Below are 17,221 nucleotides of genomic sequence, written 5' to 3'. Positions count from 1 at the left end.
TGCGATACAGCACACAGGTCTGCCGCGTGCAGCCGACAAAAAACAAATCCCTCCAGTGCAGGAGGGTTCGCAATTGAGGTGCCGTGGACGACAGGTGGAAGTCGTCAAACGGGACTCTTGAGGAAGGTTTGCCATGACGACTCGTCAGCCACTGTACAAATCCTTGTATTTCCAAGTGATCGTAGCCATTGCCATCGGCATTTTGCTCGGCCACTTCTACCCGCAGACTGGTGTTGCCCTCAAGCCGTTCGGTGACGGGTTCATCAAACTGATCAAAATGGTCATCGCCCCCATCATTTTCTGTACCGTCGTCAGCGGCATCGGCGGTATGCAGAACATGAAATCGGTCGGCAAGACCGGCGGCTATGCGCTGCTGTACTTTGAAATTGTCTCCACCATCGCCCTGCTGATCGGTCTGGTGGTGGTCAACGTCGTGCAGCCGGGCGCCGGCATGCACATTGACGTATCGACTCTGGACACCAGCAAGATCGCCGGTTTCATCAGCGCCAGTAAAGACCAGAGCATCATTGCCTTCATTCTCAACGTGATCCCGAACACCATCGTCGGCGCGTTCGCCAACGGCGACATCCTGCAAGTACTGATGTTCTCGGTGCTCTTCGGCTTCGCCCTGCATCGCCTGGGTGCCTACGGCAAGCCGGTACTGGACTTCATCGATCGCTTCGCCCATGTGATGTTCATCATCATCAACATGATCATGAAGCTGGCGCCGATCGGTGCGTTCGGTGCCATGGCCTTCACCATCGGCGCCTACGGTGTCGGTTCGCTGGTGCAACTGGGCCAGCTGATGATCTGCTTCTATATCACCTGCGTGGTGTTCGTGCTGGTAGTACTGGGCGCCATCTGCCGCGCCCACGGCTTCAGCGTCGTCAAGCTGATCCGCTACATCCGTGAAGAACTGCTGATCGTGCTGGGCACTTCCTCGTCGGAATCGGCCCTGCCACGCATGCTGATCAAGATGGAGCGCCTGGGTGCCAAGAAGTCGGTCGTAGGCCTGGTCATCCCGACTGGCTACTCGTTCAACCTCGACGGTACCTCGATCTACCTGACCATGGCCGCGGTGTTCATCGCCCAGGCCACCGATACCCCGATGGACCTGACTCACCAGATCACCCTGCTGTTGGTGCTGCTGCTGTCGTCCAAAGGTGCGGCTGGCGTAACCGGTAGCGGCTTCATCGTGCTGGCGGCCACCCTGTCGGCCGTGGGCACCTTGCCGGTGGCCGGTCTGGCACTGATTCTGGGTATCGACCGCTTCATGTCCGAAGCTCGCGCCCTGACCAACCTGGTGGGCAACGCCGTTGCCACGATCGTGGTTGCCAAGTGGGTCAAGGAACTGGACGAAGACCAGTTGCAGACCGAGCTGGCTTCCGGTGGTCGTGGTATCGCCGATGTCCGTGAAGATGACGAGCAGATCGCGGCGGCGCAGATTGCAGCGGCTGAGTCCTCTGCTCCAGTCACTGTGAAGTAAACTTCAGGCTGTAATGAAAAACCCGCTTCGGCGGGTTTTTTATTGGAAGAACTCTTCCGTCGAGGAGGCTTCTGTGGCGAGGGAGCTTGCTCCCGCTGGGTTGCGAAGCGACCCTAAGATGTATCTGCCACCGCGGTGCCTCAGACAAATGGCGGGGGGGGCTGCTGCGCAGCCCAGCGGGAGCAAGCTCCCTCGCCACAAGAGCTCTCACGCTGAGCGCAATGGTCATCCAGACTGGCACCTGCGGTGATTGCCCTACCACCAACCCCTGCCTAGTCTTTAGCCATCACCCACCGGAGATCGCTATGCAAGGCCCACTGGCATCGCTCAAGGTTCTGGATTTCTCGACCCTGCTGCCCGGCCCGTTTGCCTCGCTGTTGCTGGCAGACATGGGGGCCGAGGTGTTGCGCATCGAGTCGCCGACCCGCCAGGACCTGCTGCGGGTGCTGCCGCCCCATGATCAGGGCTCCTCGGCCAGCCACGCCTACCTCAACCGTAACAAACGCAGCCTGGCCCTGGACCTCAAGCAACCGGAAGCGTTGGCGGTGGTCACGCAATTGCTGGAGGACTACGACATCCTGCTGGAACAGTTCCGCCCCGGCGTGATGGAGCGGTTGGGCCTGGGATACGAAGCCTTGAAAGCCATCAATCCGCGGCTGATCTATGTGTCGATCACCGGCTACGGCCAGACCGGGCCCTACAAGGACCGCGCCGGTCACGACATCAATTACCTGGCCCTGGCGGGGCTGGCCAGCCACACCGGCCGCGCCGACAGCGGTCCGTTGCCGCTGGGGATCCAGGCGGCGGACATCGCCGGAGGTTCGTTGCATGGGGTGATCGGGCTGTTGGCGGCGGTCATCGCCCGCCAGCAAACCGGTCAGGGGCAGCATCTTGACGTGAGCATGACTGACTGTGTGTTCAGCCTCAACGCCATGGCCGGTGCCGGTTACCTGGCCTGCGGTGTCGAGCCGGGGCGGGAAAAACAGATGCTCAACGGCGGCAGCTTCTATGACTATTACCGCACCCGCGATGGTCGCTGGATGTCGGTGGGTAGCCTGGAACCGGTGTTCATGCAGGCGTTGTGCGAGGCCTTGGGACGGCCGGAACTGGCGGCCCTCGGGTTGTCGCCCAAGCCTGAACAACAGCACGCTCTTAAGCAGGCGCTGCAAGCCGAGTTTGAAAAACGCGATTTTGCCGAGCTGTGCAGCCTGTTTGCCGGGATCGATGCCTGCGTCGAGCCGGTCCTGAGCCTGGAGGAAGCTGTTCGGCATCCGCAGTTACAGGCTCGGGAGCTGGTGACACAGGTGCCCCGGGGCGATGGTTCAAGCCAGGCGCAGATGGCTTGTCCGTTGAGATTTTCCGGAGGCTTGCCTGAGCCTCGGCATATTGGCGCGGGATTGGGGGCGCATACGGATCAGGTGTTGGGGGAGTTGGGGTTCAGTGCGCAGCGGATCGCTCAATTGCGGGATGCCAAGGTGATTTTGTAGTGCCCTTTAGGGCCTCTTCGCGGGCAAGCCCAGACACCACAAAAGCCTGCTATTCCACCCGGGTTTCTCCACTGAACACCAAGGTATTGCGACAGCTTCGGCACAAATACCGCCGCCCTTGGCGCACCAGGCTGTGGCGCTGGGCCGAGAACGGGAAGTCGCTGCCGTCGCAGGGGCATTTGTAGATGTAGCGGGTCACGCTGCGGCGTTTGATTTCGTAGGTGTGGCAGCGGTTGGGCGGCAGTTCGTACACCCCACGCATGATCAGTTGCCATTCTTCGCCATGGGGCTGGATGCGTTCGCCAAACAGTTGATGGGCGATCAGGTGCGCGACTTCATGGGCGACGGTCTGCTTGAGGAAGTCTTCGGCGTTTTCCCGGTACAACTGTGGATTGAAGCGCAGCAGATTCTCATGCAGGTGTGCAACGCCGGCCTTCTGGCCACGCAATTTGAAGCTGACCACTGGGCGTTTGAAAGGACGTTTGAAAAAGGATTCGGCTTGTTGGTAACACTCTTCGACGCGGGTATTGAGTTGCTCGAGCATGCTTTACGGGTCTCCAGAAGCCCGAGTATGCCGCAAGCGTCGGCCGTTGCGAATCGTCCAGGCGCCCAGCGGTCGTGTCGAGCGGCTCAAACACAGGAAGGCCGCCTTGCGGCGGCCTGTGTCGGCAGATCCTGTTTTTATTGGAGGGTACTATCGGGACCGTTTCAATCCTTCAATTGGTATAGACCGGGCCGACGCCGAGCCCCCAGACAATCACCGTGAACGCCATGATGGCTACCAGCACCACCAGGCCTACGGCAAGCACCGAACTGGAAAACAGAAAACCTTCGTCCTGGGGAATGTTCATGAACGTCGGCAAGCCCACATACAGCAGGTAGACCGTGTAGCAGATCGCCGCCGTGCCGACGATCATCCCCAGCCACATGTGCGGGTAGAGCGCCGCCAGGCCGCCGATGAACAACGGTGTCGCGGTGTAGGTGGCGAACGCGACGCAACGGGCCAGGCTCGGGTTGGCGTCATAGGTTCGGGCCATCCAGTGGATGAAGGCGCCCATCACTGCCACACCGCCCAACATGGCCAGGTACGACATGACGGTCATCCACAGCGCACTTTCCTGGGTGAGCATGACCGGTGCACGATTGCCGATGACCCATCCCACCTGCGTGGTGCCGATGAACGCCGATACCGCGGGAATGGCCGCCAGGATCAGCGTATGGGTGAGGTACATGTGGCTGATGCTTTCCTCCTGATCGCCACGGATTTCTTTCCATTCTTGATCAGGGTGGGTAAAGAGCCCCACGACATGATGGATCATAGTCAGTCACTCCTTTGTTATTGCCATCGCCCCCCAACGGAGCGCCTACGGGCCAAATGGCCGGGTAAGTAAAGGTCTGTAAGTGTGTGCGACCTTATGTCGCAGTATAGAAAGGAGTCACCCCAAGGGGGATGGTGGGCTTAGAGCAAATCGCGCTGTAAAGGAGCAGGTTAATCGCGGCTTGATCTGTATGCGTAATTCTCAGGCGAAGAGATTCATGTGGCGAGGGAGCTTGCTCCCGCTGGACTGCGCAGCAGGCCCCTGCGTTCTGTCCGGCACCGCGGTGATACATACATTTTCGGGGCTGCTTCGCACCCCAGCGGGAGCAAGCTCCCTCGCCACAGGGGGGCGGTGCCATACGGGAGGTTTTTTGCGTAAAATGCCGCCCTTTCGTCACACCTCACGGATTTCGCGTCATGGGCACTCTTACGGTCAACCAGAACAAACTGCAAAAGCGCCTGCGCCGCCTGGCCGGTGAGGCGGTCGCCGATTTCAACATGATCGAGGACGGCGACAAGGTCATGGTCTGCCTGTCCGGCGGCAAGGACAGCTACACCTTGCTCGATGTGTTGATGCATCTGCAGAAGGTTGCGCCGATCAAGTTCGACATCGTCGCGGTAAACATGGACCAGAAGCAGCCCGGGTTCCCCGAGCATGTGCTGCCGGCCTACCTTGAATCGCTGGGTGTGGAATATCACATCGTCGAGAAAGACACCTATTCGGTGGTCAAGGAACTGATTCCCGAAGGCAAGACCACCTGTTCGCTGTGCTCACGCCTGCGGCGCGGAACGCTCTACACCTTCGCCGACGAGATCGGCGCAACCAAGATGGCCCTGGGGCACCATCGCGACGACATCGTCGAGACCTTTTTCCTGAACATGTTCTACAACGGCTCGCTCAAGGCCATGCCGCCCAAGCTGCGAGCCGATGACGGGCGCAACGTGGTGATCCGGCCATTGGCCTATTGCAGCGAGAAAGACATCCAGGCCTATTCGGATTTCAAGCAATTCCCGATCATCCCCTGCAACCTGTGCGGCTCCCAGGAAAACCTGCAACGTCAGGTGGTCAAGGAAATGCTCCAGGAGTGGGAGCGCAAGACGCCGGGCCGTACCGAGAGCATTTTCCGCGGCTTGCAGAACGTCATTCCGTCGCAACTGGCGGACCGCAACCTGTTCGACTTCACCAACCTGCGCATCGACGAAAACGCCACGCCGCGGTTCGTCAACGTGGTGAACCTCTGACGGCGCCAACCGCTCTATTCACGGCGCCAATGGCTATAAGGGCCACTGGCGCCGTTTTCATTTCCGACCCCAGGAGAGGGCATGCGCGATTACAAGTGGCTGCACGAGTATTGTCTGAACCGCTTCGGTTCGGCGGCTGAACTGGAAGCCCACCTGCCGGTTCCCAAGACCCCGGCGCAACTGCGCAAGATCGGCGACGACCGCTACCTTTCGACCATGGCGCTGCGGGTGTTCCGCGCCGGGCTCAAGCACAGCCTGGTGGACGCCAAGTGGCCGGCGTTCGAAGAGGTGTTCTTCAAGTTCGATCCGGAGAAAGTCGTGCTGATGAGCGCCGAGCACCTGGAGCGGTTGATGCAGGACGCGCGGATCATCCGCCATCTGGGCAAGCTCAAGAGCGTACCGCGCAACGCGCAACTGATATTGGACGTGGCCCACGAAAAGGGCAGCTTCGCCGCACTGGTCGCCGACTGGCCAGTGACCGACATCGTCGGCCTGTGGACGTACCTGAAAAAACGCGGCCATCAACTGGGCGGCCTGTCGGCGCCGCGCTTTTTGCGGATGATGGGCAAGGACACCTTCGTGCCCAGTTATGACGTGGTGGCCGCGCTCAATGCCCAGGACATCATCGACAAAGTCCCCGCCAGCCAGCGGGACCTGGCGACGGTGCAGAATGCCTTCAACCAGTGGCATGAAGAGAGCGGGGGAAGGCCCATGAGCCAGATATCGATGATGCTGGCGTATACCGTGAATCATTGAGACCGCGTTGCGGCCATCGCGAGCAAGCTCGCTCCCACAGGGACTCGATGGCACCCTGTGTGCGAGCTTGCTCGCGATAGCGGTATATCAGGCGACGGAGACATCTCCCTCGCCCGCCAACCGTCGATTCAACTGGAACCGCCACCGCACATACAACAACGCCGAGCAGAACACCGCCACGCTCGCCGCCATTTCCAGCACACCGAACAGTTGCCGGTTCGGGTCATAGGCTGCCAGTGCGCCCTTGATGAAATACAGGTTCACCACGAAGCACATCCACGAGTGTCCGCGGGCGCTGCCGCTGAGCATGCCGGGCGCGAGTATCAGCAGCGGCACCAGTTCGATCAGCAGAATCACCCAGGGCCGCGCGCCGTGCAGGTCGGCGATCAGCAGGTAATAGGCGCTGAGCAGCCCCACCAGGACGAAAAAACACAGCAGGCTGAGGGCGCGGGCGATGCGTACGCGCGGTTCCAGCCATTGGATCGAAGGCAGGATCTTCGGCTTCTTAGCCACGGCCGTTCTCCAGCAACAGGGCGGTTTTCGCCAGGCGCAAACCCAAGGCGCGGCACAGGGCAACCTCATGTTCGTTCAAGCCGCTTTTACCGTCGGCCCCGGCGTGATGGCTCGGGCCGTAGGGCGTGCCACCGCCCAGGGTGTCGATCAGGGCCGATTCGCTGTAGGGCAGGCCGGTGATCAGCATGCCGTGGTGCAGCAGTGGCAGCATCATCGACAGCAGGGTGGTTTCCTGACCACCGTGTAGGCTCGCGGTGGAGGTGAACACCCCGGCCGGTTTGCCCACCAGCGCGCCGGTCAGCCACAGGTTGCTGGTGCCGTCGAGAAAGTACTTGAGCGGCGCGGCCATGTTGCCGAAACGGGTCGGGCTGCCCAAGGCCAGGCCAGCGCAGTTCTTCAGGTCATCGAGGCTGGCGTAGAGCGGGCCTTGTTCTGGGATGTCTGGCGAAACCGCTTCGCACTCGGCGGAAATGGCCGGCACCGTACGCAACCTGGCTTCCAGCCCGGCCTGCTCGACACCACGGGCGATCTGCCGGGCCATTTCGTTGGTGGCGCCACTGCGGCTGTAATACAACACCAGGATGTACGGCGTGGTCACGGCAGGATCTCCAGGATCTTCTCCGGCGGACGGCCGATCACGGCCTTTTCCCCGGCTTCCAGAATCGGCCGTTCCATGAGTTTCGGGTGGGCGGCGATGGCTGCGATCAACTGGGCCTGGCTCAGGCTTTCGTCGGCCAGGTTCAAGTCTTTGTACTCGTCCTCGCCGGTGCGCAGCAATTGCCGGGCGGTGATGCCGAGCTTGCCCAGCAGACGCTCCAGGTGCGCGGCGTCGAGCGGGGTTTCCAGGTAGCGGACCACGGTGGGCGTCAGGCCACGGGCCTCCAACAGTTCCAGCGCACCGCGGGATTTCGAGCAGCGCGGGTTGTGATAAAGCGTCAGATCGGTCATGAGTGGGTCGCATCTTGCGTAAGGTGGCGGCTATTCTACTGTGCCGCGAAGCCCCTAGCACCTGAGAGAGGCGACGGGTCGCAGCAGCGTTCACATTCAGACAAGGATTGGCACATGGCAAGGCGATTGACGGCGGCACTGACATTTATCGGCATTTTGTTGCTCGCCGGCTGCGGGAACGACTACGGCGTGGACCAGAACGGCCAGGCCATTGCCTCGCAGCGGCTGGACAAACAATGGGTGGTGCTCAACTACTGGGCCGAATGGTGCGGGCCGTGCCGTACCGAAATCCCGGAATTCAATGCCTTGGCCGAACAGCTCAAGGGGCGCAACGTCGGTGTATTCGGGGTCAACTTCGACCAGGTGCAGGGCGAAGAACTCAAGAGCGCCAGCGACAAGATGGGGATTCGCTTCACGGTGCTGGCCCGGGATCCGGCCGAGATCTTCGACCTTCCTCGCAGCGAAGGGCTACCGGTGACGTACATCATCGATAACAAGGGCAAGGTGCGCGAGCAGTTGCTGGGGGAGCAGACGGCGGCGGGGGTGATGGCCAAGCTTGAAGCGTTGCAGGCGTTCAAATAACCCCTGTCATGGCTGAGGGCTGTGTGGCGAGGGAGCTTGCTCCCGCTGGACTGCGCAGCAGGCCCCTGCATTCCGCCTGAAACATCAAAGTGACAGGTGCATCCGGGGGCCGCTTCGCAGCCCAGCGGGAGCAAGCTCCCTCGCCACAGGGTTAACCATGTCCCTGGTCCAACCGGGTATGTCTGGAGGCCTCAGCCCTCTTCCAACCACCACCGCAGCGGCTTGCCCTGGGCCGGCCAGAAGCGTATTTGCTCGATGGGCGAGATGTCCCAGCGCTCGACCTTTTCCAAGGCCTGCAAGAAGCGCGTTTCTTGCTCCATCACCGCCGGGGCGCAGAGTTTGCGCGTGCTGCCGATCTTGCCGAAGCTCAAACGGTGGCCTTCCAGGGTATAGGGCGCGAACCAGTGGTTGCAGCCGCCATTGCCATAGGCGCGACCGTCATCCCCAAGGGTGATGGTCAGGTGGCTGTAGTCCATCAATGGCCGTTCACCGATCCACTCCAGGATGTAGCTGCGGTTATGTTGCAGCTGTACAGGTTCAGCGGCACAGCCCATCAGGCTCATGCCGATCAACGCGGACAGGGCCAAACGTTTCATCAGGCGGTTTCCTGGCATTTCGGGCACAGGTGTTTTTCACCCACTGTGATCCAGCCCAGTTCGGCGATCCGTGCGGAGGCGGCCGGTTTTTCGGCCTTGACGCCGAGCTTGGCATCGACGGCGAATTCGAAGCTCAGTTCCTTGGCGCAGCTGTCGCAGTTGACCTGCCAGGTGTGGATCGCCAGTTCACCGAACACCGGGCCGGTGGTCATGGCGGTCCATTGGCCCATGGGCTTGAGCAGGTGCCGCACGGTGTCCACGGTCAGGCGCATGGACAAGTCCTTGCTGCCTTTGAGCGTGACGAGCAACACATCGTTGGCCTGGATCGAACCGCCATTGCCGGTGACCTGGTAGCGGCCCGGCGCCAGTGCGCGGACTTCGGTCAAGGTGTGCTGCGGGTTCATCAGGGTGTAGCGGAAATCGTGTTCGGCCATGGGTCCTCCAAATAGGCGCGACATGCTAGCACGGGGCATGGCTTTGGATGCTCCATAAGGGATCTGACCGACGAAACTCCACCCCTGTGGGAGCGAGCTCGCGATGGCGTCAGCCCAGACAACCCACAACCCGTGGCGAGGGAGCTTGCTCCCGCTCGGCTGCGCAGCAGTCGCCAACCGGATCATGCGGTCCGGCTGAAAAAATGCAGAGGCCTGCTTCGCAGGCCAGCGGGAGCAGGCTCCCTCGCCACATTGGGTTTGTGTGAAGCCGAAATTGGAGCTCGACCAAAGTCCCTATGTGAGCGAGCTCCTACAGGGGGGGGCTGGCTAGAGCGGATCAGCCATCCACCAGGTTTTGCGGCGTGCCGGCTGCCCAGGCGGCGATGTTGTCCAGGGTGGTCATGGCAATCGCCGCCAAGGCTTCATGGGTCAGGAACGCCTGGTGAGCGGTGACGATCACGTTGGGGAAGGTCAACAGCCGGGCCAGCACGTCGTCCTGCAAGGGCAGGTCGGAGCGGTCCTTGAAAAACAGCTGGGCTTCTTCCTCGTAGACATCCAGGCCCAGATAGCCCAGCTGGCCGCTTTTCAACGCCTCGATCAAGGCCGGTGTGTCCACCAGGCCGCCACGCCCGGTATTGATCAGCATGGCGCCGCGTTGCATCGCAGCAAGCGATTGGGCATTGATCAGGTGTCGGCTTTGTTCATTGAGCGGGCAATGCAGGCTGATGATCTGCGCCTGCGCGAGCAGCTCGGCCAAGGGCAGGTAGCGGGCGCCCAAGGCTTCGACTTGCGGGTTGGGGTAGGGGTCATAGGCCAGCAACTGGCAGCCGAAGCCTGCCATGATCCGTGCGAACGTCGCGCCGATCTGCCCGGTGCCGATCACGCCAACGGTCTTGCCCACCAGATCGAACCCGGTCAGCCCATGAAGGCTGAAATTGCCGTCCCGGGTGCGGTTGTAAGCGCGGTGCAGGCAGCGATTGAGGGCCATGATCAATGCCACGGCATGTTCGGCCACGGCATGGGGCGAGTAGGCCGGCACCCGGACGATGCTCAAGCCCAGGCGCTGGGCGGCGAGCAGGTCGACGTGGTTGTAGCCGGCCGAGCGCAGGGCAATCAGCCGCGTGCCGCCTTCGGCCAGTTGCTCCAGCACCGGGGCGCTGAGGTCATCGTTGATGAAGGCACACACCACTTCATGCCGTTCGGCCAGGGCCACGGTGTCGAGGTTCAGGCGGGCGGGCTGGAATTGCAATTGAAGGCCTGCGGGCGTCGGGGCCTTGGTGAAACTGTCGCGGTCGTAGGTCTGGCTGCTGAAAAAAATCACGCGCATGGCGGCCTCCTGGCATTGGAATAGACCCAGCTTAACCGCCATCGCTCCGGTCGCCATTGCCCTGGATCAGGCGCTGATACGCGCCTCGCTGGCCAGGCGGTTGATGGCCCGCTCCAATTCTTCCAGGGCGTCGGCGGCCTTGGGATCCTGTTGCTTGAGCAGGGTTTCGCTGCGCTGGCAGGCCGCCCGCAATTGCGGTACGCCGCAGTAGCGGGTGGCGCCGTGCAGGCGGTGGACGCGTTCGATCAGTGCGTTGTGATCGTTGGCCTCGATGGCCTGGCGGATCGCTTCGCGGTCGGCTTCCAGGGAGGCCAGCAGCATCGCCAGCATGTCCGCCGCCAGGTCAGCCTTGCCGGCGGCCAGGCGAAGGCCTTCTTCGTGATCGAGCACCAACAGTTCGCTGCCGCCCGGGGCATCGCCGCTGCGCTCCGGTGACTGGTTGCGCAGGGCCAGGCCAGTCCATTTGAGCACCACCTGGGCCAGTTGCCGCTCGCTGATGGGTTTGGTCAGGTAATCATCCATGCCACTTTGCAGCAGGGCGCGCTTTTCGTTGGCCATGGCGTGGGCGGTGAGGGCGACGATCGGCAGCGGTGTGCAGTGCCGCTCGCTTTCCCACTGGCGGACCGCCTCGGTGCTCTGGCGACCGTCCATGCCGGGCATCTGCACGTCCATCAAGACCAGGTCGAAGGTTTCCTTCTGCACGGCCTTGACCGCCGCATAACCGCTTTCCACAGCCAGCACCTTGGCGCCCATGTCTTCGAGCAGGGTCTGCACCAGCAGCAGGTTGGCCGGGTTGTCGTCCACGCACAGCACTTTCGGGGCGCGGCTGGAAACCGGTTCGTGGGGGTCGCTGCGGGTCGGGCGCGGGTTGACCAGGTCGGAAAGCGCGCGGCGCAACTTGCGGGTGCAGGCCGGCTTGGCCTGGAGCTGGCTGTGAGGGTTGGGCACCGAGAGGTGATACAGGGTCTGTTCGGTGGTGGGGCACAGCACGAGTACTTTGCAGCCCAGGTGCTCAAGGTCCCAGATGTGTTGGTTGAGGCGCTCCGGTGGCATGTCGTTGCTGGTGATGCCCAGCACGGCCAAGTCGATCGCCTGATCGGTCTGGTGGGCGATGGTGATGCCGTTGGTCAAGCTTTCCAGGGTGTTGAACGGCGTCACTTGCAGGCCACAGTCTTCAAGCTGGTGCTGCAAGGCCTGGCGGGCCAGTTCGTGATTCTCCAGCACCGCTACACGCCGGCCCAGCAACGGTGGGCCGGGCAGGTCCTCGGCATCGTCACGGGTCTTGGGCAGGCGCAGGCTGATCCAGAATTCCGAGCCTTCGCCCGGTGTGCTGTCGACGCCGATTTCCCCGCCCATCTGTTCCACCAGGCGCTTGGAAATCACCAGGCCCAAGCCGGTGCCCCCCGGTTGCCGCGACAGCGAGTTGTCAGCCTGGCTGAACGCCTGGAACAGCGCCCGCACATCCTGGTTGGACAGGCCGATGCCGGTGTCCTGGATGCTGATGCGCAACTGCACGCTGTCTTCGTGCTCGTCTTCGAGCATGGCCCGGGCGACGATGGTGCCCTCGCGGGTGAACTTGATGGCGTTGCTCACCAGGTTGGTGAGGATCTGCTTGAGGCGCAGTGGATCGCCCACCAGCGACAGTGGCGTGTCCCGGTAGACCAGGCTCACCAGTTCCAACTGCTTGGCATGGGCGGCGGGGGCGAGGATGGTCAGGGTGTCCTGCAGCAGGTCGCGCAAGTTGAACGGAATGCTGTCGAGCACCAGCTTGCCGGCCTCGATCTTCGAAAAGTCGAGGATCTCGTTGATGATCCCCAGCAGGCTGTCGGCGGATTTTTCAATGGTACCCAGGTAGTCGAGCTGGCGTGGGGTCAGTTCGCTTTTCTGCAACAGGTGGGTAAAGCCGAGGATACCGTTGAGCGGCGTGCGGATTTCATGGCTCATGTTCGCCAGGAACTCGGATTTGATCCGGCTCGCTTCCAGGGCTTCCTTGCGAGCCAGGTCCAGCTCGATGTTCTGGATCTCGATGGTTTCCAGGTTCTGGCGCACGTCCTCGGTGGCCTGGTCGATGCTGTGCTGCAATTCTTCCTGGGCGTTCTGCAAGGTACTGGCCATACGGTTGATGCCCGAGGCCAGTTCGTCCAGCTCCTGGCTGCCCAGCGGCGGCAGGCGGGTTTCCAGGTGACCGTCCTTGAGTTGTGCCACGGCCTGCTTGATCTGGCTCAGCGGGCGGTTGATCGTGCGGCCCATGCGCAGCGCCAGCAAGCCGGTCAGGCACAGGCCAGCGGCGATCAGCAGCAGGCTGGCGAACAGGCTGCGATAGCCGCGCAGCAACATACCGCTGTGGGACAACTCCAACTCGACCCAGCCCAACAGGCGGTCGGCTTCTTCGGGAATCAGTTCGCCCGACAGGTTGCGGTGCTTGCCGAATACCGGCAGCAAGTAGCGCGTGGCGTCGTTGCCAGTGCGTTGCAGTAGCTGCGTGCTGTTGCCCTCCGGCGCCCGGTTGAGCATGGTCGGGCCGGCGTGGGCCAGTGGTACGCGGTCGGGGGCGAGGAAGGTGACGGCGCGCACGTCCGCCTGTTCGAGGGACTGGGTGGCGATGCGCTCCAGTAGATCGATGTCCTGGCGGCTCATGGCTGGGGCGACCAGCGGCGCAAGTTGTTCGGCGATCATTTCACCACGTTGCAACAACTGGGCGTGCAGCTCCGATTGCTGCATCCAGGTGAAATAGCCGCCCAGGACCAGCGCCATCAGGCTGGTTGGCAACAGGGTCAGCAACAGCACGCGGCCTTTGATTCCCAGTTTCTTGAGCACACTTGTCTCCTGCATCCAGCGTCTGATTGAGCGGTGCGCGCATCCAGCACGCAGTACCTGCGCAGTGTAGCGATTTGCGGGCGGGCGATCTTCGTAAAATTCATGTCCTCCGTGCATCGGTCCGGTCGGAGACCAGTCGTAACGCGATCTGAAACGCTTAGTGAATATCCGCCGATAGACCAGTGTCAGAGGAGGACGACTGTGGGTGCAGAGTGGTAGGAAGAGGCTGCCGTTGAGCTTTAGGTTGGTGGCTCAGGAGCGCGAAAAGATGCGCAGTCTTGCTGTGAATACTTCGGCGCCTCCGCAGGAGAGTTCGTCATTGCCTTATTGAAAGCGATCAGACGATCTGTCGTTGCTTTCCAATCTGCGATCCTGCGGTAATGGAAGCCGGCGTCTCCACTGAAAGTGAGACTGCATTCATATAATTCATCTGCATGGGGCCTGAAGCCTGCCCGTTAGGCTATAAAGAGCCTCTAATACCCATTCATAAAGATGGCGAGTCTCTTGCATTATGTCCGCTTCAAGTAACATGCCCGTTTGCAATGGCCGTTGTTCGCCATACGCTAGAACATGCTGTTGGTCCAGATCGACGCGTATTCGATAATAGCGTTCGCTGTCCAAGCCAATGCCGGGTATTTCTCCGACCGCGTTTGCAAGCTCCCCCGGCAGAAATCGAGGCCTTGGAGATGGATTTTACTGTATCGTTGTGCTGCCCGAATTCTTGATAGGGACAGGTTTGATAGCGAATACGTAATTTATCGCCGACCCGGATGAAACCGATGGATTTACTTGAGGAATAAAGGTTGGCCTGCAATAGCGAGTTGTTTGGAACGATGCCTAAAAGCGGTCTAGTGATGCCTGTGGTCTGTCCGGACTCCGCAAAAATGGCAGTCACGACACCTGTTTGAGGAGCCTTGATAACTAATATTCGCCGCGCCTCACTCTCAATGAACTCTCGATCAATTTCCGAAAGCATTCTATGCACGATGGCGAGTTGATTTTCATGGCGAGAGGATAAGCCAGAAAGCTCGTTGCGGCGCTCGGTTATCTGTTGTCGCAGCGCGGAGCGGTCACGTTCAAGGGTATTTGATTTCTGTCGATGATTGAGTAGCTCTGCTTGGCGCTGCTGTAGCTGATCCATATATATCCCTTTTCCATTAATCCCGAATAGCGACTGGTGGCATTTAAAGCCAAGGCGACCAGCTGTTTTTGACTGGAAATTTGTCCGGCTAGAATATCCAACTCATTTTCTAGGGTGCTTAAATGGTTGGTAAGGCTTTTTTTTCATCAGCCTGCAGTGTTTTTATTTTTTGAGCTCATCAATCAAGGGCAGTTTCCTTTCCTTGAAGTTGTTGCTGTGCTTTCCTGAATTGGATCGGAATTTTCGCCATAGTGCTCACTGGATAATGTGAGCAAGTCCGTGCCCGCTTTAACGTATTGCTCCTCATGGATAAAGCTTTCGAGCACTCGTCATTACTGTGGTGCATAAACTTTAATCTGTCCGATGAGGGCAGTAACTGCCCAGCCATGGTGCTTCGCTTGGTATAGCTCCCCCATATGAAAACAATAATCACGATTGATGCGAAGAATGTGGCGAAGGCTGTGAGGAAGGTAAACGAGAGTGGGCGAATCAGCACTATGCTGCCCAACCATTGCACTTGCTGGACTTCTAGAGCTTCTGTTCTGAATAGCGATGTGTCTTAGGTCAATGTGAGCATTCCTTGCTGACAATATTTGCATTCCGAAGCCCCTTGGGAAGGCATGCCGCATCGCGGCGAGGCAGGGAAGATCCCATGGATGCCCGTTTGGGTCATCCCTACATGTGTAGGGTACAAATCATCGAATTTCGTCGTTATCGTTGATCCATGTGTGCTGTTTGGAATGGCGTTGGGTGGGTGTTTTAAAAAAAGTTGCGCAGCGAGGACGAAAGTATGGCAGAAAATGTTCTGAAAAAGCTAAAGCTTAGTGAGCAATTGTCAGGGGATCCTTTCAAGATCTTTGTCTTGGTTGAAAAAAGTATCGTGTTCTCATTACTGATAGCTGTGATATTTATTTTTATGGATGAGTTTTCATTGAGAAATGGTTTTTCAGGTTGGGAGGTTGTGGGCGGAACAATTGGATACTTGGCGATAACTGCCAAGAAAATGTATTGTGATGAGGCGTTTTCTGAATTAAGAGTGAGGGCTGATATGCAGCTAGGCTTGTTGCGGGACGCAATGCTATCCATCGGCTATTCAGAGAAGTATGATGGTGTATATCTACCGTGTGGTAGGAATGCCAGCTTTCTTTTCGATTACAAATCCGAAGTTGTCACATGCACCATCCAAAGGGATGGTGCAATTTTTACAGGGCCATACGACCGATTAGTGAAATTGTCACGTGCTATGCAGTGAGCGTTTCCGATAGTGGCAAGTCGCTAATGCCGAGAATTAAATATGTTTTTTGTTTGCTCCGCCCAGTAGAAGTAGTTGCAGGACTTCATTCTATTGTTTTGTTAGGTCTTTGTCTTTTTCTTTAGTTGACTGTTCCATGGCTAGGAAGGCGCGGTGAGCATCAATATGATAAAGGGGGGTGGCATTGGCTACGGAGTCGGAGTGTTTGGTGGAGGACTAAGTCGCGAAATGCAAGGCGCATGACGGATGAGGAATAATAAATAAAATAATCTGATCGCAGTCTAACCATTTAAAAAGTTGATTTTGTTGGATTTCTTTGGCTTTTGTTTGTATTTGAATTGTTTTGTCGGTGGCGCTATGTATATGGTATGTCTGTTGTTTTAGGCATTCATAGCGCTTGCCTTATCGGTTTTCAATGGGGTTGGTATGTCTATTCTGTTATGGATTTTAATAGGAGGAGTGATGGGGCTTGCTTTAAGAGGGCTGGTTGCGGTATGTAAGTCCGTGTTTGAATATACGATTTCAGATAATATGATGTTTATGTTTATATATCCGGTTGTTTTTGTGTTTCTAATTCAGGTGGTCCCGCGACTGATAATTTGTCTGGAAGGGGTGGGTGGTTAAGATTCTTAAATTAGTTGCGGGTTTTAATGTTTATTGAGTCTCTCCGAAAATAATTTTCCTCTGGTGTTTACCCCTTTCTTTCTTAAAATTGAGGAGACATATTCTCGCACAGTGAAATCGCTAATGCCGAGCGCTAAAGCTATTTTTTTGTTTGTTTCGCCTAGCAGAAGTAATTGCAGGACTTCATGTTCTCGCTTTGTTAGGTCTTCATTGTTTTTCTTCAATTGGCTGTTTCCTTGGTTAAGATTGAGTGCTGAATTTCTTGGTAATAATGTTATCGGTATGTCTGATGATTTACTAGTTCATGAATGTCTCGATGAATCGCAGGAAAGATCCGATAAAAAATCGTATTCCTACAGATTTTTATGTGGCGCGAGGAAAGAACTTCCCTTGTGGGGTAATAAGTACTACAGAAAGTGACAGATCTTTCGGTTAGATGGAGCGAATATGGAGGAAGCGAACGATAAAGCCTTGGCGCAGTGACAGGCCCGGACGCCCAGCTAGCCATTGATTACAGCCAGAATGCCGGTAACCAAATCGCGCTTTTCAATCAGGCGAGGAAATTGAGGAAGGTGCTTTTATCGGGAGGGCGCTCCAGTCTTAACCTCTCGAACCCGCCTGATCCTGTTCCACCTCCCGATGTAGGTCACGTGTCCGCTCACCCTCCCCAGTCGTCAGCCATACTTCACTGACACTCA

17 protein-coding genes are annotated in these 17,221 nt (G+C 58.6%); 6 read left to right on the top strand and 11 right to left on the bottom strand.

Annotated elements, in window-relative coordinates:
* Positions 1-133: 133 nt before the first annotated feature.
* Both BLO97_RS08605 and BLO97_RS08600 read left to right on the top strand, forming a co-directional pair.
* Positions 134-1,486, top strand: a complete 1,353-nt coding sequence (locus BLO97_RS08605; RefSeq protein WP_092223575.1) for a dicarboxylate/amino acid:cation symporter — start codon at positions 134-136, stop codon at positions 1,484-1,486.
* A 305-nt stretch (positions 1,487-1,791) separates the two neighbouring features.
* Positions 1,792-2,973: a CaiB/BaiF CoA transferase family protein gene (locus BLO97_RS08600; RefSeq protein WP_092345585.1), complete on the top strand. Its 1,182-nt coding sequence runs from the start codon at positions 1,792-1,794 to the stop codon at positions 2,971-2,973.
* A 49-nt stretch (positions 2,974-3,022) separates the two neighbouring features.
* Here BLO97_RS08600 and BLO97_RS08595 read toward each other — a convergent pair whose 3' ends face one another.
* Together BLO97_RS08595 and BLO97_RS08590 are read right to left on the bottom strand one after the other, a co-directional pair.
* Positions 3,023-3,517 (bottom strand): SprT family zinc-dependent metalloprotease, encoded by a 495-nt coding sequence (locus BLO97_RS08595; RefSeq protein ID WP_003204703.1) that lies wholly within the window; start codon positions 3,515-3,517, stop codon positions 3,023-3,025.
* Positions 3,518-3,689: 172 nt separating this feature from the next.
* The gene (locus BLO97_RS08590) at positions 3,690-4,292 is read right to left on the bottom strand and encodes a Yip1 family protein (RefSeq protein WP_058542562.1); all 603 of its coding nucleotides are present in this window, start codon (positions 4,290-4,292) and stop codon (positions 3,690-3,692) included.
* 416 nt (positions 4,293-4,708) lie between these two features.
* On the opposite strand from BLO97_RS08590, the gene ttcA reads away from it, so the two are divergent.
* Both ttcA and BLO97_RS08580 read left to right on the top strand, forming a co-directional pair.
* Positions 4,709-5,533: a tRNA 2-thiocytidine(32) synthetase TtcA gene (ttcA, locus tag BLO97_RS08585; RefSeq protein WP_063324743.1), complete on the top strand. Its 825-nt coding sequence runs from the start codon at positions 4,709-4,711 to the stop codon at positions 5,531-5,533.
* Between the two features lie 81 nt (positions 5,534-5,614).
* Positions 5,615-6,289 (top strand): DNA-3-methyladenine glycosylase I, encoded by a 675-nt coding sequence (locus tag BLO97_RS08580; protein ID WP_092345583.1) that lies wholly within the window; start codon positions 5,615-5,617, stop codon positions 6,287-6,289.
* An 87-nt stretch (positions 6,290-6,376) separates the two neighbouring features.
* Here BLO97_RS08580 and BLO97_RS08575 read toward each other — a convergent pair whose 3' ends face one another.
* From BLO97_RS08575 to arsC, 3 genes are read right to left on the bottom strand one after another with little or no spacing between them, the layout of a single operon-like run.
* Entirely contained in the window at positions 6,377-6,802 is a 426-nt protein-coding gene (locus BLO97_RS08575) for a DUF2069 domain-containing protein (RefSeq protein ID WP_092145276.1), read from the bottom strand.
* Positions 6,795-7,400: an NAD(P)H:quinone oxidoreductase gene (gene wrbA / locus BLO97_RS08570; RefSeq protein ID WP_092145278.1), complete on the bottom strand. Its 606-nt coding sequence runs from the start codon at positions 7,398-7,400 to the stop codon at positions 6,795-6,797. Before wrbA ends, BLO97_RS08575 begins: the two co-directional genes overlap by 8 nt.
* Positions 7,397-7,750 (bottom strand): arsenate reductase (glutaredoxin), encoded by a 354-nt coding sequence (arsC, locus tag BLO97_RS08565; RefSeq protein ID WP_057448610.1) that lies wholly within the window; start codon positions 7,748-7,750, stop codon positions 7,397-7,399. The genes wrbA and arsC overlap by 4 nt, the downstream gene beginning before the upstream one ends.
* Positions 7,751-7,864: 114 nt before the next feature.
* Here arsC and BLO97_RS08560 point away from each other — a divergent pair, with 114 nt between their 5' ends.
* A complete protein-coding gene (locus BLO97_RS08560) occupies positions 7,865-8,332 on the top strand; it encodes a TlpA disulfide reductase family protein (RefSeq protein ID WP_092345581.1) in 468 nt (155 codons plus the stop codon).
* 191 nt (positions 8,333-8,523) lie between these two features.
* Here BLO97_RS08560 and BLO97_RS08555 read toward each other — a convergent pair whose 3' ends face one another.
* From BLO97_RS08555 to BLO97_RS31860, 5 genes are all read right to left on the bottom strand, one after another.
* Positions 8,524-8,928, bottom strand: coding sequence for an META domain-containing protein (locus BLO97_RS08555; RefSeq protein WP_003204689.1), 405 nt, complete (start codon positions 8,926-8,928; stop codon positions 8,524-8,526).
* Positions 8,928-9,362, bottom strand: a complete 435-nt coding sequence (locus tag BLO97_RS08550) for a hypothetical protein (protein WP_092145280.1) — start codon at positions 9,360-9,362, stop codon at positions 8,928-8,930. Before BLO97_RS08550 ends, BLO97_RS08555 begins: the two co-directional genes overlap by 1 nt.
* A gap of 337 nt (positions 9,363-9,699) precedes the next feature.
* Positions 9,700-10,689, bottom strand: a complete 990-nt coding sequence (locus BLO97_RS08545; protein ID WP_063324748.1) for a 2-hydroxyacid dehydrogenase — start codon at positions 10,687-10,689, stop codon at positions 9,700-9,702.
* A 66-nt stretch (positions 10,690-10,755) separates the two neighbouring features.
* Positions 10,756-13,506 (bottom strand): response regulator, encoded by a 2,751-nt coding sequence (locus tag BLO97_RS08540; RefSeq protein WP_092345579.1) that lies wholly within the window; start codon positions 13,504-13,506, stop codon positions 10,756-10,758.
* Positions 13,507-14,026: 520 nt separating this feature from the next.
* Entirely contained in the window at positions 14,027-14,647 is a 621-nt protein-coding gene (locus tag BLO97_RS31860) for an HlyD family secretion protein (protein ID WP_256571729.1), read from the bottom strand.
* A 790-nt stretch (positions 14,648-15,437) separates the two neighbouring features.
* Between BLO97_RS31860 and BLO97_RS08530 the strand changes: the two genes are divergently transcribed.
* Positions 15,438-15,899 (top strand): hypothetical protein, encoded by a 462-nt coding sequence (locus BLO97_RS08530; protein ID WP_092345577.1) that lies wholly within the window; start codon positions 15,438-15,440, stop codon positions 15,897-15,899.
* A gap of 647 nt (positions 15,900-16,546) precedes the next feature.
* Here BLO97_RS08530 and BLO97_RS08525 read toward each other — a convergent pair.
* The gene (locus BLO97_RS08525; RefSeq protein WP_092345575.1) at positions 16,547-16,747 is read right to left on the bottom strand and encodes a response regulator transcription factor; all 201 of its coding nucleotides are present in this window, start codon (positions 16,745-16,747) and stop codon (positions 16,547-16,549) included.
* Positions 16,748-17,221: the final 474 nt, after the last annotated feature.

This window comes from Pseudomonas sp. NFACC05-1, assembly GCF_900100135.1.
GTDB classification, from domain to species: Bacteria; Pseudomonadota; Gammaproteobacteria; order Pseudomonadales; family Pseudomonadaceae; genus Aquipseudomonas; species Aquipseudomonas fluorescens_Q.
The sequence above is the reverse complement of the archived record's forward strand: the minus strand, read 5'-3'. Positions and strand labels throughout refer to the sequence as shown.